The sequence below is a fragment of the Lelliottia amnigena genome (assembly GCF_019047465.1).
In the GTDB taxonomy this organism is placed as follows: domain Bacteria; phylum Pseudomonadota; class Gammaproteobacteria; order Enterobacterales; family Enterobacteriaceae; genus Enterobacter; species Enterobacter amnigenus.
Genome location: NZ_CP077236.1, coordinates 1,693,338 through 1,719,709, shown reverse-complemented (window position 1 = coordinate 1,719,709; position 26,372 = coordinate 1,693,338). Strand labels below are relative to the sequence as shown.

Annotated in this window: 25 protein-coding genes; 11 read left to right on the top strand and 14 right to left on the bottom strand. The window is 54.7% G+C overall.

All coding sequences use genetic code 11. The features are described from left to right. The first annotated feature begins 2 nt into the window (after positions 1–2). From cpxP to I6L74_RS08040, 6 genes are all read left to right on the top strand, one after another. Positions 3–503: a cell-envelope stress modulator CpxP gene (gene cpxP, locus I6L74_RS08065; protein ID WP_059180586.1), complete on the top strand. Its 501-nt coding sequence runs from the start codon at positions 3–5 to the stop codon at positions 501–503. A gap of 153 nt (positions 504–656) precedes the next feature. Beyond that, positions 657–1,559, top strand: a complete 903-nt coding sequence (gene fieF, locus I6L74_RS08060) for a CDF family cation-efflux transporter FieF (RefSeq protein ID WP_059180587.1) — start codon at positions 657–659, stop codon at positions 1,557–1,559. Between the two features lie 234 nt (positions 1,560–1,793). After that, entirely contained in the window at positions 1,794–2,756 is a 963-nt protein-coding gene (pfkA, locus tag I6L74_RS08055) for a 6-phosphofructokinase (RefSeq protein WP_015961015.1), read from the top strand. 133 nt (positions 2,757–2,889) lie between these two features. Then, positions 2,890–3,879 (top strand): sulfate ABC transporter substrate-binding protein, encoded by a 990-nt coding sequence (locus I6L74_RS08050; RefSeq protein ID WP_059180588.1) that lies wholly within the window; start codon positions 2,890–2,892, stop codon positions 3,877–3,879. A gap of 108 nt (positions 3,880–3,987) precedes the next feature. Beyond that, entirely contained in the window at positions 3,988–4,731 is a 744-nt protein-coding gene (locus I6L74_RS08045; RefSeq protein WP_059180589.1) for a CDP-diacylglycerol diphosphatase, read from the top strand. 73 nt (positions 4,732–4,804) lie between these two features. Further along, on the top strand, positions 4,805–6,109 hold the full coding sequence (locus tag I6L74_RS08040; RefSeq protein WP_059180590.1) for an SLC13 family permease: 1,305 nt from the start codon (positions 4,805–4,807) through the stop codon (positions 6,107–6,109). Between the two features lie 48 nt (positions 6,110–6,157). On the opposite strand, the gene tpiA is transcribed toward I6L74_RS08040, so the two are convergent. Both tpiA and I6L74_RS08030 read right to left on the bottom strand, forming a co-directional pair. Beyond that, on the bottom strand, positions 6,158–6,925 hold the full coding sequence (gene tpiA / locus I6L74_RS08035; protein ID WP_059180591.1) for a triose-phosphate isomerase: 768 nt from the start codon (positions 6,923–6,925) through the stop codon (positions 6,158–6,160). Between the two features lie 111 nt (positions 6,926–7,036). After that, positions 7,037–7,633: a DUF1454 family protein gene (locus I6L74_RS08030; protein ID WP_059180592.1), complete on the bottom strand. Its 597-nt coding sequence runs from the start codon at positions 7,631–7,633 to the stop codon at positions 7,037–7,039. Between the two features lie 112 nt (positions 7,634–7,745). Here I6L74_RS08030 and I6L74_RS08025 point away from each other — a divergent pair, with 112 nt between their 5' ends. Further along, positions 7,746–8,165, top strand: a complete 420-nt coding sequence (locus tag I6L74_RS08025) for a DUF805 domain-containing protein (RefSeq protein WP_059180593.1) — start codon at positions 7,746–7,748, stop codon at positions 8,163–8,165. On the opposite strand, the gene fpr is transcribed toward I6L74_RS08025, so the two are convergent. The 4 genes from fpr to I6L74_RS08005 all read right to left on the bottom strand — a co-directional run bounded on the left by fpr (position 8,166) and on the right by I6L74_RS08005 (position 12,622). Next, positions 8,166–8,912 (bottom strand): ferredoxin--NADP(+) reductase, encoded by a 747-nt coding sequence (fpr, locus tag I6L74_RS08020; protein WP_059180594.1) that lies wholly within the window; start codon positions 8,910–8,912, stop codon positions 8,166–8,168. 96 nt (positions 8,913–9,008) lie between these two features. Further along, positions 9,009–10,019 carry a class II fructose-bisphosphatase gene (gene glpX / locus I6L74_RS08015; RefSeq protein ID WP_059180595.1) on the bottom strand — a complete coding sequence of 337 codons (1,011 nt, stop codon included), beginning with the start codon at positions 10,017–10,019 and terminating at the stop codon, positions 9,009–9,011. 227 nt (positions 10,020–10,246) lie between these two features. Next, positions 10,247–11,755 carry a glycerol kinase GlpK gene (gene glpK, locus I6L74_RS08010; RefSeq protein ID WP_059180596.1) on the bottom strand — a complete coding sequence of 503 codons (1,509 nt, stop codon included), beginning with the start codon at positions 11,753–11,755 and terminating at the stop codon, positions 10,247–10,249. A 21-nt stretch (positions 11,756–11,776) separates the two neighbouring features. Then, positions 11,777–12,622 carry an MIP/aquaporin family protein gene (locus tag I6L74_RS08005; protein WP_015961005.1) on the bottom strand — a complete coding sequence of 282 codons (846 nt, stop codon included), beginning with the start codon at positions 12,620–12,622 and terminating at the stop codon, positions 11,777–11,779. Positions 12,623–13,072: 450 nt separating this feature from the next. Between I6L74_RS08005 and zapB the strand changes: the two genes are divergently transcribed. Continuing rightward, on the top strand, positions 13,073–13,318 hold the full coding sequence (gene zapB, locus I6L74_RS08000) for a septal ring assembly protein ZapB (RefSeq protein ID WP_096759555.1): 246 nt from the start codon (positions 13,073–13,075) through the stop codon (positions 13,316–13,318). A 192-nt stretch (positions 13,319–13,510) separates the two neighbouring features. Here the strand turns inward: zapB and rraA are convergent, their stop codons facing one another. The 7 genes from rraA to priA all read right to left on the bottom strand — a co-directional run bounded on the left by rraA (position 13,511) and on the right by priA (position 21,500). Beyond that, on the bottom strand, positions 13,511–13,996 hold the full coding sequence (gene rraA, locus I6L74_RS07995) for a ribonuclease E activity regulator RraA (protein WP_015961003.1): 486 nt from the start codon (positions 13,994–13,996) through the stop codon (positions 13,511–13,513). A 92-nt stretch (positions 13,997–14,088) separates the two neighbouring features. Next, entirely contained in the window at positions 14,089–15,009 is a 921-nt protein-coding gene (gene menA, locus I6L74_RS07990) for a 1,4-dihydroxy-2-naphthoate polyprenyltransferase (RefSeq protein WP_059180597.1), read from the bottom strand. A 67-nt stretch (positions 15,010–15,076) separates the two neighbouring features. Beyond that, positions 15,077–16,408: an ATP-dependent protease ATPase subunit HslU gene (hslU, locus tag I6L74_RS07985; RefSeq protein WP_059180598.1), complete on the bottom strand. Its 1,332-nt coding sequence runs from the start codon at positions 16,406–16,408 to the stop codon at positions 15,077–15,079. Positions 16,409–16,417: 9 nt separating this feature from the next. Further along, the gene (gene hslV / locus I6L74_RS07980) at positions 16,418–16,948 is read right to left on the bottom strand and encodes an ATP-dependent protease subunit HslV (protein WP_059180599.1); all 531 of its coding nucleotides are present in this window, start codon (positions 16,946–16,948) and stop codon (positions 16,418–16,420) included. Between the two features lie 92 nt (positions 16,949–17,040). Further along, positions 17,041–18,057, bottom strand: coding sequence for a cell division protein FtsN (ftsN, locus tag I6L74_RS07975; RefSeq protein WP_059180617.1), 1,017 nt, complete (start codon positions 18,055–18,057; stop codon positions 17,041–17,043). A 93-nt stretch (positions 18,058–18,150) separates the two neighbouring features. Beyond that, on the bottom strand, positions 18,151–19,176 hold the full coding sequence (gene cytR, locus I6L74_RS07970; RefSeq protein ID WP_059180600.1) for a DNA-binding transcriptional regulator CytR: 1,026 nt from the start codon (positions 19,174–19,176) through the stop codon (positions 18,151–18,153). Positions 19,177–19,304: 128 nt separating this feature from the next. Further along, complete coding sequence (gene priA / locus I6L74_RS07965) at positions 19,305–21,500, bottom strand: primosomal protein N' (RefSeq protein WP_059180601.1); 2,196 nt, start codon at positions 21,498–21,500, stop codon at positions 19,305–19,307. Between the two features lie 203 nt (positions 21,501–21,703). Between priA and rpmE the strand changes: the two genes are divergently transcribed. After that, positions 21,704–21,916, top strand: coding sequence for a 50S ribosomal protein L31 (gene rpmE, locus I6L74_RS07960; RefSeq protein WP_015960996.1), 213 nt, complete (start codon positions 21,704–21,706; stop codon positions 21,914–21,916). Between the two features lie 48 nt (positions 21,917–21,964). On the opposite strand, the gene metJ is transcribed toward rpmE, so the two are convergent. Further along, complete coding sequence (metJ, locus tag I6L74_RS07955) at positions 21,965–22,282, bottom strand: met regulon transcriptional regulator MetJ (protein WP_015960995.1); 318 nt, start codon at positions 22,280–22,282, stop codon at positions 21,965–21,967. Positions 22,283–22,559: 277 nt separating this feature from the next. Here metJ and metB point away from each other — a divergent pair, with 277 nt between their 5' ends. Together metB and I6L74_RS07945 are read left to right on the top strand one after the other, a co-directional pair. Further along, positions 22,560–23,720: a cystathionine gamma-synthase gene (metB, locus tag I6L74_RS07950; protein ID WP_059180602.1), complete on the top strand. Its 1,161-nt coding sequence runs from the start codon at positions 22,560–22,562 to the stop codon at positions 23,718–23,720. A 2-nt stretch (positions 23,721–23,722) separates the two neighbouring features. After that, positions 23,723–26,155, top strand: coding sequence for a bifunctional aspartate kinase/homoserine dehydrogenase II (locus tag I6L74_RS07945; protein ID WP_059180603.1), 2,433 nt, complete (start codon positions 23,723–23,725; stop codon positions 26,153–26,155). Positions 26,156–26,372 lie beyond the last annotated feature (217 nt).

The window sequence follows — 26,372 nt, the reverse complement described above, 5'->3', positions numbered from 1 at the left end:
TGATGCGCAAAGTTACCGCTGCCGTCATGGCCTCAACGCTGGCGTTTAGTGCTTTAAGCCAGGCTGCTGGAGTCATCACCGGCGTTAACGGGTCCTCAGCTGAGGGCATTACGCAGCACAGTGGCCAGAGCCATATGTTTGACGGCATAAATTTAACTGAACACCAGCGTCAACAGATGCGAGATCTGATGCACAGGGCAAGACACGATCAGCCCCCTGTTAATGTTAGCGAAATAGAGACAATGCATAGCCTTGTCACTGCAGAAAATTTTGACGAAAGCGCTGTACGCGCTCAGGCACAAAAGATGGCACAGGAACAAGTGGCCCGCCAGGTCGAGATGGCCAGGGTTCGCAACCAAATGTTCCACCTGCTATCGCCCGAGCAGCAAGCGGTTTTGAACGAGAAACATCAGCAACGAATGGATGAGTTGCGTGAGGTTGCCCGGATGCAACAAAGCGCTGAGATGACGTTTTTCAGTAGCAATACCCGTAGTAACCAGTAGACCCTGTTTTCCTTGCCATAGACACCATCCCTGTCTTCCCCCTCATGATGAGGGGGTTTTTTTTGCCTTTCATTCTGATTTGTTAACCGTTTATTCATGCTTTACCTGCTGATGCATCCGTTATACTAGCGGCATGGCATGACAGGAGCATGTATGAATCATTCTTATGGCCGGCTGGTGAGCCGCGCCGCAATCGCCGCGACGGTTATGGCGTCGTGTTTGCTCATCATCAAAATCTTTGCATGGTGGTATACCGGCTCGGTCAGTATTCTGGCGGCGCTGGTGGATTCCCTCGTCGATATCGCCGCGTCGTTAACCAATCTGCTGGTGGTGCGCTACTCGTTGCAACCCGCGGATGATGAACACACTTTCGGCCACGGCAAAGCGGAATCACTCGCCGCGCTGGCGCAAAGTATGTTTATTTCTGGTTCTGCGTTATTTCTCTTTTTAACCGGTATTCAGAATTTGATATCACCCGTTCCGATGAAAGATCCGGGTGTTGGCGTGGTCGTCACGGTAATAGCACTTATTAGCACAATTGTTCTGGTAACGTTCCAACGCTGGGTTGTTCGCAAAACCCAAAGTCAGGCGGTACGGGCGGATATGCTTCATTATCAGTCTGATGTTATGATGAATGGTGCGATTCTTGTTGCGCTCGGACTCGCATGGTATGGATGGCATCGTGCCGACGCGTTATTTGCGTTAGGGATTGGGATCTATATTTTATACAGCGCCTTACATATGGGTTATGAAGCTGTGCAATCGCTTCTTGACCGCGCGCTTCCCGATGCAGAACGAGCAGACATCTTTAATATCGTCACCACCTGGCCGGGCGTCAGTGGTGCTCACGATCTTCGTACGCGGCAGTCAGGGCCGACCCGCTTTATTCAGATTCATTTAGAAATGGAAGATAACCTGCCGCTGGTTCAGGCGCATGTGATTGCTGAGCAGGTTGAACAGGCGATTTTGCAGCGTTTCCCGGGTTCGGACGTCATTATTCACCAGGATCCCTGCTCGGTCGTACCAGGACATTTGAGCTTTCGTAATTCGTTGTAAAAAAGTGAGCCAGGCCAGCATTTTGTGGATAAATTACCCCCATTGGGGCTGACCTGAATCAATTCAGCTGGAAGTGGTTGATATACTATTTGCAGTATTGGTTGGTTGAATAGACCCGTCATATTTCAAGTTGCATGCGCGTAGTCTGCGCTTTTCTGCAAATTGAACTATGTAGGGTATAGACCTCTTCCGGCAACAGATTTCATTTTTGCATTCCTAAGTTCAGAGGTAGTCATGATTAAGAAAATCGGTGTGTTGACAAGCGGCGGTGATGCCCCAGGCATGAACGCGGCAATTCGTGGTGTTGTGCGTGCAGCGTTGACGGAAGGTCTGGAAATTTTTGGCGTTTATGACGGTTATCTGGGTCTGTATGAAGACCGTATGGTCCAGCTCGATCGCTACAGCGTATCTGACATGATTAACCGTGGCGGCACCTTCCTGGGTTCCGCGCGCTTCCCGGAATTCCGCGAAGAGCACATCCGTCAGGTGGCTATCGAAAACATGAAAAAACGCGGCCTGGACGCGTTAGTGGTTATCGGCGGTGACGGTTCTTATATGGGCGCCAAACGCCTGACTGAAATGGGTTTCCCATGTATCGGTCTGCCGGGCACTATCGATAACGACATCAAAGGCACCGACTACACCATCGGCTTCTTCACGGCCCTCGGGACGGTTGTTGAAGCGATTGACCGTCTGCGTGACACCTCTTCTTCTCACCAGCGTATTTCCATCGTTGAAGTGATGGGCCGTTACTGCGGGGACCTGACGCTGGCTGCGGCCATTGCTGGCGGCTGCGAGTTCATCGTAGTGCCTGAAGTCGAGTTCAGCCGTGAAGACCTGGTCAACGAAATCAAAGCCGGTATCGCGAAAGGCAAAAAACACGCCATCGTCGCGATCACTGAACACATCTGTGATGTGGACGAGCTGGCAAAATACATCGAAACCGAAACCAAGCGCGAAACGCGTGCCACGGTTCTGGGTCACATCCAGCGCGGCGGTTCCCCGGGTCCTTACGACCGTATTCTGGCCTCCCGCATGGGCGCATACGCTATCGACCTGCTGCTGCAGGGTCATGGCGGCCGTTGCGTCGGTATTCAGAACGAAAAACTGGTTCACCATGACATCGTTGACGCGATCGAAAGCATGAAGCGTCCGTTCAAAGGTGACTGGCTGGACTGCGCGAAAAAACTGTATTGATCTCTTCGCCCTCTCTATCTGGAGAGGGCTGTTTATTCCCCTAAGTTATAGCCAATCTTTTTTTATTCTTTTATCGTCATAATCCTTTCTGGCAACCTGCATTCATCAAAACACTACACAAGAGAGTTGGGCGATGAACAAATGGGGCGTGGGATTAACGTTATTGCTGGCATCGACCAGCGTTCTGGCAAAAGACATCCAGTTACTGAACGTGTCGTACGATCCGACGCGTGAGCTTTACGATCAATACAACAAAGCGTTCGCGGCGCATTACAAGCAAGAGACCGGCGATAACGTGGTGATTCGCCAGTCGCATGGCGGCTCCGGAAAACAGGCTACGTCCGTCATTAACGGTATTGAAGCTGATGTGGTCACCCTGGCGCTGGCCTACGATGTAGACGCCATCGCTGAGCGTGGTCGTATTGATAAAAACTGGATTAAACGTCTGCCGGACAACTCTGCGCCGTATACCTCCACCATCGTTTTCCTGGTACGTAAAGGTAATCCCAAACAGATTCATGACTGGAACGATCTGATTAAACCCGGCGTTTCCGTGATCACCCCCAACCCGAAAAGCTCCGGTGGCGCACGCTGGAACTACCTGGCGGCCTGGGGCTACGCGCTGCATCACAACAACGGTGATCAGGCTAAAGCACAGGATTTCGTTAAATCCCTGTTCAAAAATGTCGAAGTGCTGGATTCCGGCGCGCGCGGCGCAACCAATACCTTCGTAGAACGCGGCATTGGCGATGTGCTGATTGCATGGGAAAACGAAGCGCTGCTGGCAACCCATGAACTGGATAAAGATAAGTTCGAAATTGTCACCCCGAGCGAATCTATTCTGGCGGAACCAACCGTTTCTATCGTCGATAAAGTGGTTGAGAAAAAAGACACCAAAACGGTGGCCGAAGCCTATCTGAAGTACCTGTACTCTCCAGAAGGCCAGGAAATCGCGGCGAAAAACTTCTATCGCCCACGTGACCCGGACGTAGCGAAGAAATATGACAGCGCGTTCCCGAAACTGAAGCTGTTCACCATTGATGAAGAGTTCGGCGGCTGGGCGAAAGCACAGAAAGAGCACTTCTCTAACGGCGGCACCTTCGACCAGATCAGCAAACGCTAAGCGTTCAACCCGCATGACAAGAGACCCGGCGCGAGAAATCCGCCGGGTTTTTATTTGGTCATCATTTTGCGTTACTCTTTCGCTTCAACTGGATACAGGGAATGCGTGATGAAAAAACTTATCGTACTGGTACTGGTGGTCAGCGTGGCTGTCGCGGGCGGCTGGTTCTGGATGAAGTCCGGTAATCCTGACGCATTGCGCCATATCGTTCTCGAACAGTGTCTTGTGAATCAGCAGCAGCACCGCAATCCCGCGCCGTGCGCGCAGGTTAAACCGGATGCCGGTTACGTCGTGTTTAAAGATCGCAACGGGCCGCTGCAATACCTGCTGATGCCAACTTACCGTATCAACGGCACCGAAAGCCCGCTGCTGACCGAGCCGCAGACGCCGAATTTCTTCTGGCTGGCGTGGCAGTCGCGCAACTTTATGAGCATGAAGCGCGGTGTGGAAGTGCCGGATAGCGCCATCTCGCTCACGATCAATTCGCCAACCGGGCGCACGCAAAATCATTTTCATATTCACATTTCCTGCCTGGGTGCCGATGTGCGCGAAAAGCTGGACGCGAATCAGGGACAAATTAGCACGCAGTGGCTGCCGTTTCCTGGCGGCCTGGAGGGGCATGAGTATCTTGCGCGACGGGTGACGGAAGCCGAGCTGGTAAAACACAGCCCGTTTATGATGCTGGCGCAAGAACTGCCGGAAGCGCGTGAGCACATGGGGCGGTTTGCCATGGCGATGGCGCAGCAGTCCGACGGTTCGTTTGTGCTGCTGGCGACCGAGCGAAATTTACTGGTGCTTAACCGCGCATCTGCTGAGGAATTACAGGATCATCAATGCGATATCCTGAATTGACCCCACCATAAATAGCGTTTACTCGTACTGCCTGTCGCCGTAGACTTGCTGAAAAATTCGACAGGAGACAGGTATGTCGCTCTGGTTTACTCACCCTCTTTTTCTGCCCTCGGTCATTGTTGGCATCACTATCGTGCTGTGGGCGACCTCGCTCCTGCCGGAATTTATCACCGCGCTGCTGTTCTTTACGGCGGCGATGATCGCCAAAATTGCCCCAGCGGATGTCATTTTTGGGGGCTTTGCATCATCGGCCTTCTGGCTTGTCTTTAGCGGATTTGTACTCGGCGTGGCGATTCGCAAAACTGGCCTGGCGGACAGGGCGGCGCGAGCGCTATCGGCAAAATTGACCGATTCGTGGGTGTTGATGGTGGCAAGCGTGGTGCTGCTGAGTTATGCCCTGGCATTCGTGATGCCGTCGAACATGGGCCGTATCGCGCTTCTGATGCCGATTGTGGCGGCGATGGCGAAACGGGCCAGCATCGCGGACGGCTCGCGTGCGTGGTTTGGTCTGGCGCTGGCGGTGGGTTTTGGCACGTTCCAGCTTTCTGCAACCATTCTACCCGCTAACGTGCCCAATCTGGTGATGAGCGGCGCGGCAGAAGGTTCATACGGCATCCACCTGAACTACGTGCCTTATCTGCTGCTGCATACGCCGGTGCTCGGCATTCTGAAGGGGCTGATTCTGATTGGGCTGATCTGCTGGCTGTTTCCCGGTTCACCCAAACATCCGCAGGAGGTTTCTGCCCCGGAACCGATGGGGCGCGATGAGAAGCGGCTCGCCTGGCTTCTGGCGGTGGTGCTGGTGATGTGGGTGACGGAGGGCTGGCACGGGATTGGCCCTGCGTGGACCGGGCTGGCGGCATCGCTGGTGGTGATGCTCCCGCGCATCGGTTTTATTACCGGCGAGGAGTTTTCGGCGGGCGTGAATATGCGCACCTGCATCTACGTGGCGGGCATTTTGGGGCTGGCCATCACCGTCACGCAGACGGGAATAGGGAGCGCTGTAGGTGAAGCGCTGCTTCGTCTGATGCCGCTGGACGCAGATAAACCGTTTACCAGTTTTCTGGCGCTTACGGGGATCACCACAGCGCTTAACTTCATCATGACCGCCAACGGTGTTCCGGCGTTGTACACCACGCTGGCGCAGAGTTTTTCCGATGCGACCGGTTTCCCGCTGCTCTCGGTGATTATGATTCAGGTGTTGGGTTATTCCACGCCGCTGTTGCCGTATCAGGCGTCGCCGATTGTGGTGGCGATGGGGCTCGGGAAAGTGCCTGCAAAGGCGGGAATGATGCTGTGTCTGGCGCTGGCAGTGGCGACCTGGCTGGTCCTGCTACCGCTCGATTATGTGTGGTTCAGCGTGCTGGGGAAATTATAGGTTCTTTTCGATTTTCCCCTCTCCCCATCGGAGAGAGGGGACGAGCCATTAAGCCTGTTTAGCGGCTTCTGCTGCTTTAACGATCACCGCGAAAGCGTCAGCTTTCAGGGATGCACCGCCAACCAGCGCGCCGTCGATGTCCGGCTGGGTGAACAGCTCAGCAGCGTTTGCCGCGTTAACGGAACCGCCGTACTGAATGATCACTTGCTCAGCGACTTTCGCGTCGGCTTTAGCAATGTGGTCACGGATAAATTTGTGAACAGCCTGTGCCTGCGCAGGGGTTGCTGATTTGCCAGTACCGATTGCCCATACAGGTTCGTAAGCGATAACTACGCCTTCGAACGCGCTTGCGCCCTGGGTTTTCAGCACAGCGTCGATCTGACGTGCGCACACTTCTTCGGTTTTGCCTGCTTCGTTTTCTGCTTCGGTTTCACCGATGCACAGAACTGGAATCAGACCCTGCTCTTTCAGCACAGCGAATTTCTTCGCGATGAACTCGTCAGACTCTTTGTGATAAGTACGACGCTCAGAGTGGCCGATGATGATGTATTTTGCGCCGATATCTTTCAGCATTTCAGCGGAGGTTTCACCGGTGAATGCACCAGACAGGTTAACGTCAACGTTCTGTGCACCCAGAACGATGTGGCTGCCGTCAGCAGCGTGTTTAGCCAGATCCAGATAAATGTCTGGTGGAGCGATCGCTACAGCACAGCCCGTCACGCCAGCCAGCTCTGTACGCAGGTTCGCGATCAGCTCGTTTACCATATGGCGGCTGCCGTTCAGTTTCCAGTTACCCATCACTAAAGGATGTCGCATTTCAATTCTCCACGCTACTAAAGCGAATTAAGGATTATGGCCGCCCTGTCGGGCAGCATGGTCTGTGAATCAGTATAGAGATTTTCCCTCGAAAGGCTTTGCTTTTTGTCATTAATTCGCCCCTCCGAGTGTGTCAGATAGCGCCAGCTTAATCGGTTCAACGGCGAAGGTCAGCCCCTTTTCGCCGTGATCTGCGACCACATAGCGGATCGCGCCGTCTGTTTCGGCGTAGTAACGTTTATTTTTACCGGCGGTTAGCAATTTTTGCAGCTTTTGCTGGCTTTGCACTTTGGTCAAAATCGGGGTAAAGGCGCGCAAAATGGCGCTCATGTACTCCAACGCTTTGGCTTTGGCCGCTTTCTGTTCCGGGCCTTGAATCGGCAACCAGGTGATTTGCATACTTTTGATTTTTAACGTGCCGCGCTCAAGTGCGGTCGAGGCGTACAGATTTTCGTTAATTTTACTCGCTGCACGCGTCAGGGTTGGCGTGTCTTTTGCGCCGTCTATCGCGCGAAATTCACCCAGCGCCAGCGTGGGATTATCTTTGTTGAACGTTTCACGAAACTGACTGATCGATTGATCGAACGACGGCGCGCCTTGCAGAAGATACGGCGCAGTCGCAGGCGGAGAAGCGTCATTGGCGAGCAGGGAAAAGCTGGCGATAAGCATCGTTAAACACAGCAGAATCGGGTGAGTCCATCTTTTCATCAATATTATCCCTGGCGGTCATTGCTCATGATTAAAACGATATCTGCCCGGCTTGTCAAAAGGTCGGCACTCCAGGGTAAACTACGCGGCAGACGATAATAAGGAACCTGACATGACCATACAGCAGTGGCTGTTTTCATTCAAAGGGCGTATTGGACGCCGTGATTTCTGGATTTGGATCGTGACGTGGATTGTCGCGATGCTGGTGCTTTTCGGCCTGGCGTACAGCAACTGGTTGGGCACCCAAACGGCGGCTTTTGCACTCGTATGTCTGCTGTGGCCAACGGCTTCAGTCATCGTTAAACGTCTGCATGACAGGGGCCGTTCCGGTTTGTGGGCGCTGCTGGTTCCACTGGCGTGGATGCTGGTGGCGGGCAACTGGGCAATACTGCCGTCGGTACTGCCCTGGGTGGTTGGGAAACTCATTCCGACGGTGATTTTTGTGATGACCCTTATCGATCTGGGCGCATTTGTGGGCACCCAGAGCGAGAATAAATACGGCAAGGACACCCTGGAAGTGAATTTCCGCTAATTACCAGTAGTGTTCAGCAGTCATATGGCCCGGTCGGCGGCGCAAATGTTTGGTCATCTGCCGGGAATCTTTCAGCAACTGCTGAGTATCACGTACCATCTGCGGGTTGCCGCACAGCATCACATGGCTGGTTTCAGCATTCATCTGTAAACCCACGGCGGATTCAAGTTCGCCACTTTCAATCAGCGCCGGAACGCGTCCGGTAAGCGCACCATCCACGGTTTCACGGCTCACCACCGTCTGGATTTTCAACTTCCCTTCGTAGCGTTTTTCAAGCTCCTGCATCAGCGGCAGATAGCTCAGATCGGCGGCATAGCGTGCGGCATGAACCAGAACGATATTTTTGAATCGCTCCAGATCCTTCCCGTATTGCAAAATCGAGAGATAAGGGCCGATGGCTGTACCGGTTGCCAGCATCCACAAGGTGTCGCAGTCGGGGATCTCTTCCAGCACAAAGAAACCGGCGGCTTCGCTGACCATCAGAATGTCATCACCGGGCTGGAGCGCTGCCAGGCGTGGGCTGAGTTTGCCGTCAGGGACGGTCACCAGATAAAACTCGAGATCCGGATTATCCGGCGCATTGACGTAGGAATAGGCGCGTTGCACGCGTTCACCGTCAATTTCCAGCCCCAGCTTGGCAAATTGCCCGGCCGTGAACGGATGGATGGGGGCATGAACGGTGATACTAAAAAGTGCATCGGTCCAGAACGTTACTTTTGTGACTTTACCTGTTACCCAGTCCGCCATGACGATCTCCTGTGCTGATATCTGTTTCTATCTTCCGTTCTTGCCGGAGAGATTTCCAGCCCAGCGGGGCCGGAAAGCTCTATTGATCAAATCACCTTACAGGATGTGAGTTTGAACATTCGGGTCTTTGCGATCCAAATAGTGAATCGACTGAATACGACGAATGGTGCGTGATTTTCCGCGAATCAACAGCGTTTCGGTGGTGGCCATATTGCCCTTGCGGGTGATGCCGTCCAGCAGATCGCCTTTAGTGATGCCCGTTGCCGAGAAGATCACGTTATCGCTGCGCGCCATGTCATCCAGTGACAGCACTTTATTCGCTTCAATGCCCATCGCTTTGCAGCGCGCCAGCTCCTGTTCACCGATGCGACGGTTCTCTTCGCTGTCACCTTTCACGTCATGACGCGCCAACAGGCGGCCCTGCATATCACCATCTAGCGCGCGGATCACCGCAGCGGACACCACGCCCTCCGGCGCGCCGCCAATGCCGTACAGCACGTCGACTTCGCTATCTGGCATACAGGTCAAAATAGACGCCGCGACGTCGCCATCCGGAATGGCAAAAACACGCACGCCCAGCTGCTGCATATGCGCAATGGTGACGTCATGGCGCGGTTTGGCGAGAATAGTGACGGTCAGTTCACTGAGCGGTTTATTCAGCGCGGCCGCGACATTGCGCAGGTTATCCGCCAGAGGCAGATTGAGATCGATAGCGCCTTTCGCGCCAGGACCGACAATCAGTTTTTCCATGTACATATCAGGCGCGTTGAGGAAGCAGCCTTTATCGCCGACCGCCAGCACCGCCAGCGCGTTCGCCTGGCCCATCGCCGTCATGCGCGTGCCTTCAATCGGGTCGACGGCGATATCTACCGCGTCACCGTTACCGGTGCCCACTTTCTCACCGATGAACAGCATTGGCGCTTCGTCGATCTCGCCTTCGCCGATGACAATGGTCCCGTCAATGTTGACCTGATTGAGCATAATGCGCATCGCGTGAACGGCCGCGCCGTCAGCAATATTTTTGTCGCCCCGGCCTAACCACTTATAGCCTGCGAGGGCGGCGGCTTCGGTGACGCGGGAGAATTCGATGGCAAGTTCACGTTTCATGGGGTACTCGTGCAGTCAAAAGGAATTGTACGAAGTTTATCACAGAGTGGGATGGGGTGCGGATTGATGCGGTGCGGTGTGTTGCCCTCACTCCGGCCATTTCCCACGGGGAGAGGGAGAAAAGCGGTCAGGATTAACACGAGTCGGTCAGGAAAAAAAAGTGGCAGAGAAAGTGTGAGTGAAAACCAGAAAACCCCTCTCCCATTCGGAGAGGGGTAGGGGGAAAATCACTCTTCGTGCTCTTCCCACGCCAGTGCGCGTTTCACCGCTTTTTTCCAGCCGCTGTAGCGATAGTTACGCTCGGTCGTCTCGATACCCGGACGGAATTCACGCTCAATGACCGCTTTTTCCTGCAGCTCATCCAGATTCTGCCAGAAGCCAACCGCCAGACCAGCCAGATACGCGGCACCCAACGCGGTGACTTCGCGCACTTCTGGGCGCTCAACGCGGGTGCCCAGAATGTCAGACTGGAACTGCATCAGGAAGTTGTTCGCCACCGCACCGCCGTCCACGCGTAGAGCGTGCAGACGAATGCCGGAGTCGGCTTGCATCGCTTCCAGCACGTCACGCGTCTGGTAGGCGATAGATTCCAGCGTCGCGCGGATGATGTGGTTCGAGTTCACCCCACGGGTCAGGCCGAAAATCGCGCCGCGCGCATACGGGTCCCAATATGGCGCGCCCAGGCCTGTGAATGCAGGTACCACGTACACACCGTTGGTGTCTTTCACTTTGGTGGCGAAATATTCGGAATCGAACGCATCGCTGATGAGCTTCATTTCGTCGCGCAGCCACTGAATGGATGCACCGGCCATGAATACCGCACCTTCCAGCGCATAGTTCACTTCGCCGCGTGGGCCACAGGCGATGGTGGTCAGCAGGCCGTTTTCTGATTTCACCGCTTTCTCGCCAGTGTTCATCAGCATAAAGCAGCCGGTACCGTAGGTGTTTTTCGCCATCCCTTCTTTCACGCACAGCTGGCCAAATAGCGCTGCCTGCTGGTCACCGGCGATACCGGAGATTGGAATACGCGTGCCGCCTTTACCACCGATGTTGGTCTGGCCGTACACTTCTGACGATTTACGCACTTCGGGCAGCATGGCGCGCGGGATGTCCAGCGCTTCCAGCATTTTGTCATCCCAGTCCAGCTCGTGGATGTTGAACAGCATGGTACGGGAGGCGTTGGTGTAATCGGTAACGTGCACACGCCCTTGAGTCATCTTCCAGATGAGCCAGGTATCAACGGTACCGAACAGGAGTTCGCCGCGTTTTGCACGCTCGCGGGAGCCTTCAACGTGATCCAGAATCCACTTCACTTTGGTGCCAGAGAAGTACGGATCCACCACCAGACCGGTGGTGCTGCGGATGTAATCTTCCATGCCGTCGCGCTTGAGCTTCTCGCAGATTTCCGCCGTACGACGGCACTGCCAGACGATGGCGTTGTAGATTGGTTTGCCGGTTTCACGTTCCCATACAATCGCGGTTTCACGCTGGTTGGTGATACCAATTGCCGCGATTTCATCGGAACTGATGTCGGCTTTCGCCAACACTTCGACCAGCGTTGAGCTTTGGGTAGCCCAGATTTCCATCGGATCGTGCTCTACCCAGCCTGGCTTAGGATAGATTTGTTCGAATTCGCGCTGTGACACGCTGACGATATTCGCGTCATGATCCATTACGACAGCGCGGGAGCTGGTAGTGCCCTGGTCGAGCGCAACGATATATTTTTTGTCGGTCATAGTATGTGTCCCGTAGTCAGATTACAGCGAAGCTTTTTGTTGTGCGGTAGAGGTCGTTTCTTTCTCATCTTCCACACAGGTGTCGCACGGTAAGTGGCGACCAATTAATTTGCGATAGCCGAATGCGCCCAGCGCAGCCCCTGCAATCGGGCCGAACAGCGGCACCAGGAAGTAAGGGATATCTTTAGCGCCGGTAAAGGCCACTTCACCCCAGCCTGCAAAGAAGGCGAAGGTTTTCGGCCCCAGGTCACGCGCCGGGTTCATCGCAAAGCCCGTCAGTGGACCCATTGATGCGCCGATCACCGCAATCAGTAAACCAATCAGCAGTGGCGCCAACGGGCCGCGTGGAATGCCGTTACCATCATCGCCCAGCGCCATGATAACGCCCATCAGAATAGCGGTAATCACCATCTCAACCGCAAAGGCCTGCACAAAATTGATATGCGGGTTTGGATACGTTGAGAAGATACCGGCCAGATCCAGACTTTCGACACTGCCGCGCACCATATGATGCGTCTGTTCGAAGTCGATGAAAAGATTGTAATAAAGCCCGTAAACTAATGCTGCTGCGCAAAAGGCGCCGGCAAACTGAGAAATAATGAACGGCACAACTTTGCGTCCGTCAAAGCAGGCAAACAGCCACAACGCGATGGTTACCGCCGGGTTAAGGTGTGCGCCGGAAACCCCTGCAGTCAGGTAAATGGCCATGGCCACGCCCAAACCCCAGATGATGCTGATTTCCCACTGGCCGAAGGTCGCGCCAGCTACTTTCAGGGCAGCAACACAGCCTACACCGAAGAAAATCAACAACCCGGTACCAAGGAACTCGGCGATGCACTGGCCTTTTAAGGTTGATGTCTGACTCATAATCGGAATCCTGAAGAAAGATGAATGTTTATTGTTAGCGCAGCGACAGCGGACAGCCACGATGTCCTGTAGACATGCTGTTAATTTATCGTTAACGAGCAAAAACGAGAAATATCGAAATCAAAATGTGTGTGCTGTGTCAATAAAATGAGCGTTTTCGCGCTATAAAGCGTGTTTTAGCGGTATCAGGTAAATGTGAGCTGAATCATTTCATTAACTAAAGTATTAACAATTTAGGGGTAGATGGCGCGAATGCACCAGGACCAGACCGAAAAGTGTTGCAAACCGCGATCTGCGCGGCGTGCCGCTGGACAGGCGACGCCGCGCTCCATACAATCGACATTAAATATGTTGCGCGCGTTTTACACGCCATTGTTCAATTTTCTTCCTTGATGAAATGTGAATGATGTAGCGTAAGTTCGAAGCGTCGCCTTGCCATTCAGAAGAGGTATGACCATGTCATTAGAAGTGTTTGAGAAACTGGAATCAAAAGTACAGCAGGCGATCGACACCATCACACTGCTGCAGATGGAAATCGAAGAACTGAAAGAAAAGAACAATGCACTGGCGCAGGAAGTTCATTCTGCTCAGAATGGTCGTGAAGAGCTGGAGCGCGAAAATCACCAGCTGCGCGAGCAGCAGAGCGGCTGGCAGGATCGCCTGCAGGCGTTGCTCGGACGTATGGAAGAAGTCTAATTACGCTTTTTCTTTCGCGCCGTAGCGGCGTTGGCTGTGTTCAGCTACCCCAGTCACGTAGTTGACTACGCTGCTGGGGATATCTTCGTTTGCCGCCTTGCTACAACACGAAATCTTGTGCGTAATTGCCCAGCAGTCAAATGCTGGCCAAAAGAATCCATAAAAAAAGGCACCTTTCGGTGCCTTTTTTCATTATTCGATATCGAGAGGATCTTCGGAAAGGATGATGCCGGTATTGTCGGCGTAGAGATGGTCGCCGGAGAAGAAGGTGACGCCACCGAAGTTAACGCGCACATCGCTTTCGCCGATGCCTTCGCCTGCTGCACCCACGGGGATGGCTGCAATGGCCTGAATGCCCAAATCCAGCTCTTCCAGATCGTCAACCTGACGGACCGCCCCGTATACCACAATCCCTTCCCACTCGTTTTGCAGGGCCAGACGGGCAAGATCGGCGTCGATCAACGCACGACGAACAGAGCCGCCGCCATCAACCAGCAAAATGCGGCCACGGCCATTTTGTTCGAGCAACTCATACAGCAACCCGTTGTCCTCGAAACATTTTACCGTGATGATTTGTCCGCCAAATGACGACCGTCCCCCAAAGTTGGAAAACAGCGGTTCCACGACGTTGACATCTTCTTGATAGATGTCACAAAGCTCGGAAGTATCGTATTTCATAGGTTTAACGCTCGGTTGCTGCGAATGTGTTCAGTATATCGCGCTAAACGCGTTGTTGGCAAAATCATCAATTGTTAATTGATATTTGTCAGTTAACTCAGCGTCTGGCTCAGAATAATCCCAAGTACGAACAAGAGGTTAGTTAACAATGCTCCTTTTACCGTACGTTCGAGCATGGGCGGCATCGCTGAGGGGTTGAGCTCGCGAATCACGAAACGTGCCTGTTTGACTAACAGCGGCGCGGCCAGAACAAACAGCCAGCCCCAGAGACTATGCAGTGAAAGCAGATTAAACAGCGCCAGACAGATCAGCGCGCCCATCAGCAGGCCAGCGTGATAGCGACGGGCGTTGACCGGGCCTAACCGCACCGCCAGGGTGTTTTTTCCGTTCTGACGGTCACTTTCGATATCACGCAGATTATTGATATTGAGAACCGCAGCGGCCAGTAATCCGCAGGCAGTAGCGGGCAAGAATAGTGCTGGAATCAGCGTATGCGCCTGCAAATACCAACTGCCCATCACGCTCAGCCAGCCGAAGAAAACCAGCACGGAAATATCACCCAGACCGATATAACCATAAGGGCGCGTGCCGACGGTATAGGTAATCGCGGCAACAATCGCCAAAAGCCCCAACACCATAAATCCGATGAAATCGGCCGTCGTTTTGCACGCCACCGACACCAGCGCCAGGCCTGAAAGACAGATGAGCACCACGGTGATTATCAGCGCACGTTTCATCTGCGCCTGAGTAATCACCCCTTTCTGCATGCCGCGCAGCGGCCCAATACGATCGGGTTTGTCGCTGCCCTTGACCGCATCGCCGTAGTCGTTCGCGAGGTTAGAGAGGATTTGCAGCAGGCCCGCGGTAATGAGCGCCAGACCGGCAACCAGCGGATCGAAATGACCCTGCCACCAGGCAAGCGTGGTGCCAACGACGATAGCGGCAAAGGCCAGAGGTAATGTCTTAGGACGCAGGCTCTCGAGCCACGCCTGAGTACGGCTGATATCAGTCATTTTATTTAGCCAATAAAAATGGGGGCATTAGCCCCCATCAACAGTGATGAAAATGCATTAACCGCGATTATAAGATAAAACGGCTTAGATCTTCATCTGCCACTAACGCATCCAGATGTTTACGCACATAATCTGCGTCAATGGTAATACTCTGGCCGTTCAGATCGCTGGCTTCATAAGAGATATCTTCGACCAGACGTTCCAGCACGGTGTGTAAACGACGCGCACCGATGTTTTCGGTGGTTTCGTTAACCTGCCATGCAGCCTGCGCGATACGCTTGATACCGTCTTCGGTGAATTCAATGGTCACGCCTTCGGTCGCCATCAGCGCTTTATACTGCACGGTGATGGAGGCATTTGGCTCAGTCAGAATGCGCTCAAAATCGTCGGTGGTCAGCGCCTGCAACTCTACGCGAATCGGCAGACGACCCTGCAATTCCGGAATGAGATCGGAAGGCTTAGCCACCTGGAATGCGCCAGATGCGATAAACAGAATGTGATCGGTTTTGACCATGCCGTGCTTGGTCGAAACGGTACAGCCCTCGACCAGCGGCAACAGATCGCGCTGAACGCCTTCGCGAGACACGTCCGGACCGTTTGATTCACCGCGCTTACAGATCTTGTCGATTTCATCGATAAACACGATACCGTGCTGCTCAACCGCGTCGATTGCGTCCTGTTTCAGCTCTTCTGGATTCACCAGTTTGGCCGCTTCTTCTTCAATCAGCAGCTTCATTGCATCTTTGATTTTCAGCTTGCGCGGCTTTTGCTTCTGGCCGCCCAGATTCTGGAACATCGACTGCAGCTGGCTGGTCATCTCTTCCATGCCCGGAGGAGACATGATTTCAACACCCATTGGCGCTGCAGCGAGATCGATTTCAATCTCTTTGTCGTCCAGTTCGCCTTCACGCAGTTTTTTGCGGAATGCCTGACGCGCGGCGGACGGCTCCTGAGGTTGTTCATTCTGACCCCAGTTGTTTTTTGCCGGTGGGATCAGCACGTCGAGAATGCGTTCTTCGGCCATTTCTTCCGCGCGATAGCGGTTTTTCTCGATGGCTTGCACACGCACCATTTTCATCGCTGAATCGGCCAGATCGCGGATGATAGAGTCCACTTCTTTACCGACGTAGCCCACTTCAGTGAACTTGGTGGCTTCAACTTTGATGAACGGCGCGTTAGCCAGCTTAGCCAGACGACGGGCGATTTCGGTTTTACCGACGCCGGTCGGGCCGATCATCAGAATATTTTTTGGGGTCACTTCGTGGCGCAGCTCTTCATCAAGCTGCATACGACGCCAGCGGTTACGCAGGGCGATTGCCACGGAACGCTTGGCGTTGTCCTGGCCGATAATGTGTTTGTTCAGCTCGCTGACAATTTCGCGTGGGGTCATTTCAGACATGGGAGATCCTTACGCTTTGGAGGTCAATTCTTCGATGGTATGGAAGTGGTTGGTGTAAATGCAGATATCACCTGCAATTCCCAACGCCTTCTCGGCAATTTCGCGGGCGCCCAGCTCAGTATTTTCAAGCAAAGCACGCGCAGCGGCCTGGGCGTAAGGACCGCCGGAGCCGATAGCAATCAAATCATTTTCTGGCTGAATGACGTCACCGTTCCCGGTGATAATCAGAGAGGCGTTTTCATCCGCGACGGCCAGCAGCGCTTCGAGCTTGCGCAGCATGCGGTCGGTGCGCCAGTCTTTCGCCAGCTCAACGGCCGCTTTGACCAGGTGGCCCTGGTGCATTTCAAGCTTGCGTTCAAACAGTTCGAAGAGCGTGAAGGCGTCAGCGGTACCGCCCGCAAAACCGGCGATCACTTTGTCGTTATACAGGCGGCGCACTTTTTTCACGTTGCCTTTCATGACGGTATTACCCAGCGTGGCCTGGCCATCACCGGCGATTACCACATGGCCGTTACGGCGTACACTTACTATTGTTGTCACGAGCAGACCCCCTGGTTACAAATTCGAAACAGATGCCCTGAGCTGATACTCAGGGCTGAATAGAATGATAGATGGGGGGGATTTTTGGGGTTTCAACCCCCGGAGGCGAGTCGAATGCAGTTTGTGTGGCCGGCAATTTTCAAGCGGCTAATGGTGCCGTCTGCATTTTCTTTACCCTTCACCGGGCCGATCACAACGCGATTCCAGCCACCGTTGGTGGTCACGCGTGAATCAAAACCTTCGAAGGCCAACTGCGCGCGCACGGTTTCTGCCTGGTCTGCACCTTTGAACGATCCGCACTGAACCATCCAGCGACGATCGTCTTTCTTCTCGGCCGTTTGTTTCGGCGCTTCAGTTTGCTGCGTAACCGGTGCGCTCTGCTGTGGCTGCGCTTTCGGCTGCTGCGCGGTGTTATGCGCTGGCGTTTGCAGCAGATCCTGATACGGCTGCGCTGATGCAGTTTGTTTCTGCTGTTGCACCGGTGCCTGGCGCGGCTGCTGGGCAGGCTGAGTCTGCACGGTACGCGTTTGCTGCTGCGGCTGCTGATACGGTTGTTCGGTCACACGCGGCTGCGTGCGTGGTTGCTGTACCGGCTGCGTTTGCGTCAACTGCTGTTGCTGAACTTGTTGCTGTGCCTGACGCTGGCGTTGCAGCGTTTGCTGGCGCTGCTGTGGCGTTTGTTCGTTCCACGGGACTTCGGTCAGCTGCGTTGGCTGCTGACGCATATCGGCCTGCATCTGCGCCAGAAGCTGGCGTTGCTCATTCGTAAGCTGATCGGCATTTTTCACTTCACCACCGGCAGAAGGCTCCGTCGGCGCACGCACGCCTGGCTGGCGGCTTTCCAGCTCTTTGATATAGCGCCAACGCTCTTCAGGTTTTGGCGGCAGGCCATTACCGGCCACTTTGTTGCCCTGAAGCGCTTCAGACTCTTCTTTTTTGTGGTGAGTAATAAAGTATAAACCGCCGATAAAGGCCACGAGCACAGCCGCGGCTATCGCGACCATAGCGGGCGAGACGGAGGGCAGGTTACTTTTCTTGCTCCGTGAGGTGCTCTTTTTGCGTCGCGAAGGTGCCGGCTGGCCGCGACGTACATAATCTCGTTGTGCCACTATCGTTTCGCTGTATTTATGCATTCGTCAGCCCGCCATGTTACTTAAGCGGCGGGCCTTTGACCAGATGAGGGAGTCTTAAAGCCGTTTACTTTAAGTAAGCGCCTGTGTAGAGCCCCGAATAATAAGTTCGCAATCCAGTAACCGCGAGCCGCTGCTGACGGTTTGCCCATGCAGTTGATCAAGCAGCAACAGCATGGCCTCGCGTCCAATATCATAGCGCGGTTGCGCGACGGTCGAGAGGGGAGGATCGCAAAACTCGGAAAGGGAAATATTATCGAACCCGATAATCGACAAATCTTGCGGCACGCGCAGGCCCCGACGTTTGGCATACGACAACGCGCCCATCGCCATCACGTCGCTGTGGCAGAAAACGGCCGTTGGCGGCACAGGCTGCGCCAGTAATTGCTCGAGCGCCAGGCCTCCGGCTTCAAGCGTGAAATCACCGCGCGCGATGTAATGCGGATCGACCGTCACGCCTGCGCGGCGCAATGCCTGAACGTAGCCCTGCAGGCGATAATGGCACAGCGGCATCTCTTCTGGCCCGGCGATACAGCCAATGCGCTTATGCCCCAAATCCTGAAGATAGTTCACGGCGTTAAACGCGGCGGTCAGATTATCAATATGGACCGTCGGCAGTTTAAGCTCAGGTGCAAATTCATTCGCCATCACCATAGGCGGCAGGTTGCGTTGCTCTTCAATGCTGGCATCAAACGGCAAACGCGACCCGAGCAGCAGCATACCGTCGATCTGCTTGGTGATGATGAGGTCGATAAAGGTTTTTTCTTGCTGATTCTGATGCGCGCAATCGCCGATCAGCACCAGATAACCCTGTGCGGCGGCCGTCACTTCGATGCCGCGAATGATTTCGCTGAAGAAGGGATCGCAAATGTCCGGCACAATTACCAGGATGGTCCGCGATTCGTTACGCTTGAGGTTACGGCCCATCGCCTGAGGTAAATAGCCCACTTCCAGCGCCGCCTGCTCGACGCGATTACGCGTCGTCTGAGAGACTTTATCCGGGTTCATTAACGCGCGGGACACCGTTGCCGTGGACACTTTGGCTTTCTGGGCAACGTCTTTCATGGTCGCCGGGGCAACCTCTTTCCTGGACTTCAACGTCTTCTCCTCGCAGGACCACCAACTACTGACTGATTCATTTTTACAGATAGTGAATGGAAGCGGTTACAGAATTTTCATAAAAAGTGTGAGGGGCGTTTGATTTTTCGATCCCTCTCGCATCGTTTCTACCCTTCGATAGGGTCGACATCCAGAACCCACTTCACTTTTCGCGCTTCTGGCAACGTGTTGATGAGCGCCAACGTGCCACTAATTACATGTTGTAAACGCACGCGAGAAGGGTGCTGAAGCAAAATTTGCCAGCGATATCGACCACCGCGTTTAGGCGCCAGCGCCGGAACGGGGCCTAAAATCCACAGCTGATTATCTACCAGAGGACTGGCCTGCAACAGATTGCGTAATTGCTGCAAAAACAGCGGTGCCTGCTGATTGTTATGATCTTCCGCGCGAATAATCACGTGGCTGGTCCACGGCGGAAGTTGCATGGTCTGGCGCTCGGCCAGCGCCTGCTCGGCAAACGCGTCATAGCCTTTATGGAGCAACGTTTGCAGCAGTGGGTGTTCAGGGTGATGCGTTTGCAATACCACTTCACCCTGCTTACCCGCGCGACCGGCACGCCCGGCTACTTGCGTGTAAAGCTGGGCGAAACGTTCAGCGGAACGGAAATCGGCAGAAAACAGCGCGCCATCGACGTCCAGCAGCGCCACCAGGGTGACGTCCGGGAAGTGGTGCCCTTTCGCCAGCATCTGCGTACCAATCAGAATGCGCGCGCCGCCGCGATGAACCTCAGCCAGCTGTTGCTCCAGAGCCCCTTTACGGCTGGTGGTGTCGCGGTCAATACGCGAAAGCGGTACGCCGGGGAAAAACGGTGCCAGCGCCTGTTCGAGCTGCTCGGTGCCAAGACCGACCGGAACCATATGCGTAGAGCCGCACGACGGGCACTGGCGCGGCACCGGGCGCTGGCTGTCGCAATGGTGGCAGCGTAAATGATGCTGGGCCTGGTGCAGCGTGTAGTAATGATCGCAGCGCGGGCACTCTGCTATCCAGCCGCAGTCGTGGCACAGCAGCGTCGGAGCGAATCCACGGCGGTTCAGGAACAGAATCACCTGATTATCAGCCTGCAAATGCTGGCGCATGCGAGTGATTAACGCGGGCGCTAATCCGGCCTGTACCTGCTGACCTTTCAGATCCAGCACATGCTGAATGGCCGGGCGCGCATTACCCGCGCGGCGGGTCAGGCGCAGCATGTGGTATTTCCGCTGGCGGACGTTGTGCAGCGTTTCCAGGGCGGGCGTTGCCGAGCCCAGAATAATCGGGATTTGTTCGCTGTGCGCACGGTAAACGGCCAGGTCGCGGGCGTGATAGCGCCAGCCTTCCTGCTGTTTATAGGAACTGTCGTGTTCTTCGTCGATCACGATGACGCCCAGATTTTTAAATGGCGTAAACAGCGACGAGCGGGTACCAATCACAATCGCCGCCTCGCCATTTTTGGCTTTCAGCCAGACGTTCAGGCGTTCGGTATCGTTTAAACCGGAATGGAGTACTTCTACCGGGGCGTTAAAACGTTCGCGAAAACGGGCGATAGTCTGCGGCGTCAGGCCGATCTCAGGCACCATCACCAGCGCTTGTTTACCCTGTGTGAGCGCGTTTTCGAGTACGCTCAGATAAACTTCGGTCTTACCGGAACCGGTCACGCCCGCTAACAACCAGGCGGAAAAACGGTCAGACGCGCTGTGAATCGCGCCAACGGCGGTCGCTTGTTCCGTGTTGAGACGCAGTCGCTCGCCCGCCACGCTAAAACCGTCGCGCCAGTCCACCAGCGCAGGAGATTCGCTGGCAAGCTCGCTCAGCCCTTTTTTGCGCAACGCCTGCAGCGCTGCGTCGTTAAATTCCAGCTCTTCAACCTGATGACGCCAGATTTTGCCCTGGCGCAGCGCGGCCAGCGCCTGCTGCTGTTTCGGCGATCGTTTCAGGCTGTTGATATCGACGACTTGGCCCTCTTCCGTCGCAAACCAGTACCACGTCGGGGCATGGCTGGCGCTTTTACCCTGACGCAGCAAAATCGGCAACGCGTGAAACAGCACATCGCCAATCGGGTGGTGATAATAATCCGCCGCCCACAGCAGCAGTCGCCAGACGCTTGCGGAGTAAACCGGCTCAACGTCGAGCACATCGACCACCGCTTTTAATTCATTGATCGGCAGCTCGCTTTGGTTGCTTACCGACACCACTACGCCGACGCGCTGCTGCTTGCCAAACGGCACGGTTACGCGACAGCCCGCTTTGGCGCTCATGCTGTCGGGCAGCAAATAGTCAAAGGTGCGGGGAAGCGGAACGGGCAGGGCAACGTGAGCAACGGGCATCGAATCTTCCTGACTTGAAAAGTGGCGCGTTAGTATACACATTAGATGCTATAGACGTGCTGATCAGTTTGCATCCATCGAATGGATTCTGTATGATTCGCCGCCTTTGGTGTAACTTTACGCCAAAGAATTTACTATCAACATCGCGTGGTGTCTGGCGTTAGGGCTGGAAGAGCGACGCGGCCTTAACTGAGGTTCTCCCCATGAAAAAAGATATTCACCCGAAATACGATTTTATTACTGCAAACTGCTCTTGCGGTAACGCGATCAAAATCCGCTCTACAGTGGGTCACGATCTGAACCTGGACGTGTGCGGTCAATGCCACCCGTTCTACACTGGTAAGCAGCGTGATGTTGCAACCGGTGGCCGTGTTGACCGCTTCAACAAGCGTTTCAGCATCCCGGGCGCTAAATAAGCTACCCGAAAAAAAAGCGCCGAAAGGCGCTTTTTTTGTATCTGCAAATCAGTATTCCCACGTATCCGGGTCGATACCCAGTTCACGCATAATCACTTTCGCCGCTTCCGGAATTTCATCGCTACGCTCTTTGCGCAGGTCTTCATCATTCGGCAGGGGTTGGCCAGTAAACGCATGCAAAAATGCTTCGCAGAGCAGTTCGCTGTTTGTCGCGTGACGCAGGTTGTTCACCTGACGACGCGTGCGTTCATCGGTGAGGATCTTTAACACCTTCAGAGGAATGGAAACCGTAATTTTTTTTACTTGCTCACTCTTCTTACCGTGCTCAGCGTATGGGCTGATATATTCGCCGCTCCATTCAGCCATGAGATACCTTTAATCCTCTCTGTCATTTATAAGGGCATAAAGCCATAGATTATATGGGGCTTTATACCGTAATCTCGCGTAGTTTACCGTAAGGACGATACCGTGACACGGATATTGCGCCCGAGCCGTGCACTAAAGCATGTCATTTTAACGGCTATTCTCGCATTGCTCAATCTATACGCAAAGAAGTTTAGATGTCCAGATGTATTGACGTCCATAAGTTCAGTGTTTACTCTGGTGCCTGACTTTTCACCTCATTAGCCAGGAAGCCTTCACCATGACGCGTAAACAGGCCACGATTGCAGTGCGTAGCGGATTGAATGATGACGAGCAGTACGGCTGCGTTGTCCCGCCGATTCATCTTTCCAGTACCTATAATTTCACCGGATTTAATGAACCTCGTGCGCATGACTATTCACGTCGTGGCAACCCGACGCGTGACGTAACCCAGCGCGCGCTGGCGGAACTCGAAGGCGGCGCAGGCGCGGTCCTGACCAATACCGGTATGTCGGCCATTCATCTGGTGACCACGGTATTCCTGAAACCTGGCGATTTACTGCTGGCCCCGCACGACTGTTACGGTGGCAGCTACCGACTTTTTGATAGCCTGGCAAAACGCGGCTGTTATCGCGTGCTCTTTGTCGATCAAAATGACGAACAGGTGCTAAAACAAGCACTTGCCGAAAAACCTAAGCTCGTTTTGGTGGAAAGCCCAAGCAACCCGTTATTGCGTGTTGTCGATATCGCGAAAATTTGTCAGCTCGCAAGGGATGCGGGAGCGATAAGTGTAGTGGATAATACGTTCCTCAGTCCGGCGCTTCAGAACCCACTTTCCTTGGGTGCGGACCTGGTATTGCATTCATGCACTAAATATTTGAACGGTCACTCTGACGTGGTCGCTGGCGTGGTGATTGCAAAAGATCCGGAGATTGTCACCGAACTGGCATGGTGGGCCAATAACATTGGCGTGACTGCGGGTGCGTTCGACAGCTATTTGCTATTGCGCGGTATCCGCACGCTGTCGCCACGTATGGAAGTGGCACAACGCAATGCCCAGGCGATTGTCGATTTCCTGAAAAACCAGCCGCTGGTGAAAAAGTTGTATCACCCGTCGCTGCCGGAAAACCAGGGCCACGAGATTGCCGTGCGCCAGCAGAAAGGCTTTGGCGCGATGTTAAGTTTTGAACTGGATGGCGATGAGCAAACGCTGCGTCGCTTCCTGAGTGCGTTGTCACTGTTTACGCTGGCGGAATCCTTAGGGGGCGTTGAAAGCTTGATCTCCCACGCCGCAACAATGACACACGCAGGCATGGCGCCAGAAGCGCGTGCCGCAGCCGGAATTTCTGAGACGCTGCTGCGCATCTCAACCGGTATTGAAGACTGTGAAGATTTAATTGCCGATCTGGAAAATGCCTTCCAGGTCGCAGCCAAGGGGTAATCATGAGTGTGATAGCGCAGGCAGGGGCGAAGGGTCGTCAACTGCATAAGTTTGGTGGTAGTAGTCTTGCTGATGTGAAATGTTACCTGCGTGTTGCAGGGATCATGGCGGAGTATTCGATGCCGGGCGACATGATGGTTGTCTCGGCGGCGGGCAGCACTACCAACCAGTTGATTAGCTGGCTCAAACTGAGCCAGACCGATCGTCTTTCTGCGCATCAGGTTCAACAAACGTTACGCCGTTATCAGAGCGATTTGATTTCCGGCCTGCTGCCCGCGCAAGCGGCTGACGGGCTGATCAGCGCTTTTGTTCACGATCTTGAGCGCCTTGCGGCGCTGCTGGACAGCGGCATTAACGATGCGGTTTACGCTGAAGTGGTCGGCCACGGTGAAGTCTGGTCTGCGCGCCTGATGGCCGCAGTGCTGGAACAGCAAGGTCTCGAGGCCGCCTGGCTGGACGCACGCGATTTCCTGCGCGCCGAACGTGCTGCGCAGCCGCAGGTCGACGAAGGGTTATCTTATCCGCTGCTGCAACAGCTTTTGGTGCAGCATCCGGGTAAACGTATCGTTGTCACCGGCTTTATCAGCCGCAGCAACGCGGGTGAAACCGTGCTGTTGGGCCGTAACGGCTCTGACTATTCCGCCACGCAAATCGGTGCACTGGCGGGAGCGTCTCGCGTCACCATCTGGAGCGATGTGGCCGGCGTCTACAGTGCCGATCCCCGCAAAGTCAAAGATGCCTGTCTGCTGCCGCTGCTGCGTCTGGACGAAGCCAGCGAGCTGGCACGTCTCGCGGCTCCGGTTCTGCATGCGCGTACGCTGCAGCCGGTTTCCGGAAGCGATATTGATTTGCAACTGCGCTGCAGCTACACGCCGGATCAGGGTTCCACGCGCATCGAACGCGTTCTGGCGTCGGGTACGGGCGCACGTATTGTCACCAGTCACGATGATATTTGCCTGATTGAGTTCCAGGTGCCGGCGGGCCAGGACGTCAAGCTGGCGCATAAAGATATCGATTTAATTCTCAAGCGTGCGCAGGTGCGTCCGCTGGCGGTTGGCGTGCACAGCGATCGTCATTTACTGCAATTCTGCTATACCGCGGAAGTGGCCGACAGCGCGCTCAAAATGCTGGATGAAGCTGGTTTGCCGGGCGAACTCCGTCTGCGTCAAGGCCTGGCGCTGGTGGCGATGGTCGGCGCGGGTGTCTCGCGTAACCCGCTGCATTGCCACCGTTTCTGGCAACAGTTGAAAGGTCAGCCGGTCGAATTTACCTGGCAGTCGGAGGAGGGCATCAGCCTGGTTGCCGTGCTGCGTAAGGGGCCAACCGAGAGTCTGATTCAAGGCCTGCACACCACGCTGTTCCGCGCGGAAAAACGTATCGGTCTGGTGCTGTTTGGTAAAGGTAATATCGGTTCCCGCTGGCTGGAGCTGTTCGCTCGCGAGCAAACGACGCTGTCGGCGCGTACCGGATTTGAATTTGTACTGGCAGGCGTTGTGGACAGTCGCCGTAGCCTGCTCAATTACGAAGGGCTGGACGCCAGCCGCGCGCTCGCATTCTTCAATGACGAAGCCGTCGAGCAGGATGAAGAGTCGCTGTTCCTGTGGATGCGTGCGCACCCGTACGACGATTTAGTGGTGCTGGATGTTACGGCCAGCGAACAGCTTGCCGACCAGTATCTGGATTTCGCCAGCCATGGTTTCCATGTCATCAGCGCGAATAAACTGGCGGGCGCGAGCAGCACCGATAAATACCGTCAGATTCACGATGCGTTTGAAAAAACCGGGCGTCACTGGTTGTACAACGCCACCGTAGGCGCTGGCTTACCGGTTAACCATACGGTGCGGGATCTGATTGACAGTGGCGACAGCATTTTAGCGATCAGCGGGATTTTCTCCGGGACACTTTCGTGGCTGTTCCTGCAGTTCGACGGCACGGTGCCGTTCACCGACCTGGTCGATCAGGCGTGGCAGCAGGGGCTGACCGAGCCCGATCCGCGTGTGGATCTGGCCGGGAAAGACGTGATGCGCAAGCTGGTGATTCTGGCGCGTGAGGCGGGTTACGATATCGAGCCGGGCCAGGTGCGTGTGGAATCGTTAGTTCCTGCGGGCTGCGAAGAGGGGTCAGTCGATCACTTCTTTGAAAATGGTGATGAGCTGAACGACCAGATGGTGCAACGTCTGGAGGCCGCGCAAGAGATGGGGCTAGTGCTGCGCTACGTGGCGCGTTTTGATGCCAACGGTAAAGCCCGTGTGGGTGTGGAAGCGGTGCGTCCGGAGCATCCGCTGGCGGCGCTGCTGCCGTGCGATAACGTCTTTGCCATCGAAAGCCGCTGGTATCGCGATAATCCGCTGGTGATTCGTGGGCCAGGCGCGGGGCGTGATGTGACTGCCGGTGCCATTCAGTCGGATATTAACCGTCTGGCGCAACTGCTGTAGTTTTTGCTCTGCATCGTTTGATGCCCTCACCCTAACCCTCTCCCACGGGAGAGGGAATCGTTCGGGGCGGTCTTCTCCCAGTCTCCGCAAATAAGAGGAACTGTTTTCTCCCTGTTCCTTACGCGGCGAACGGACTGTTTTCTCCCTCATTACAATGTGGCGAAAGGATTGTTTTCTGCCTCATCACAATACGGCGAAAGGATTTTTTCCTCCCTCA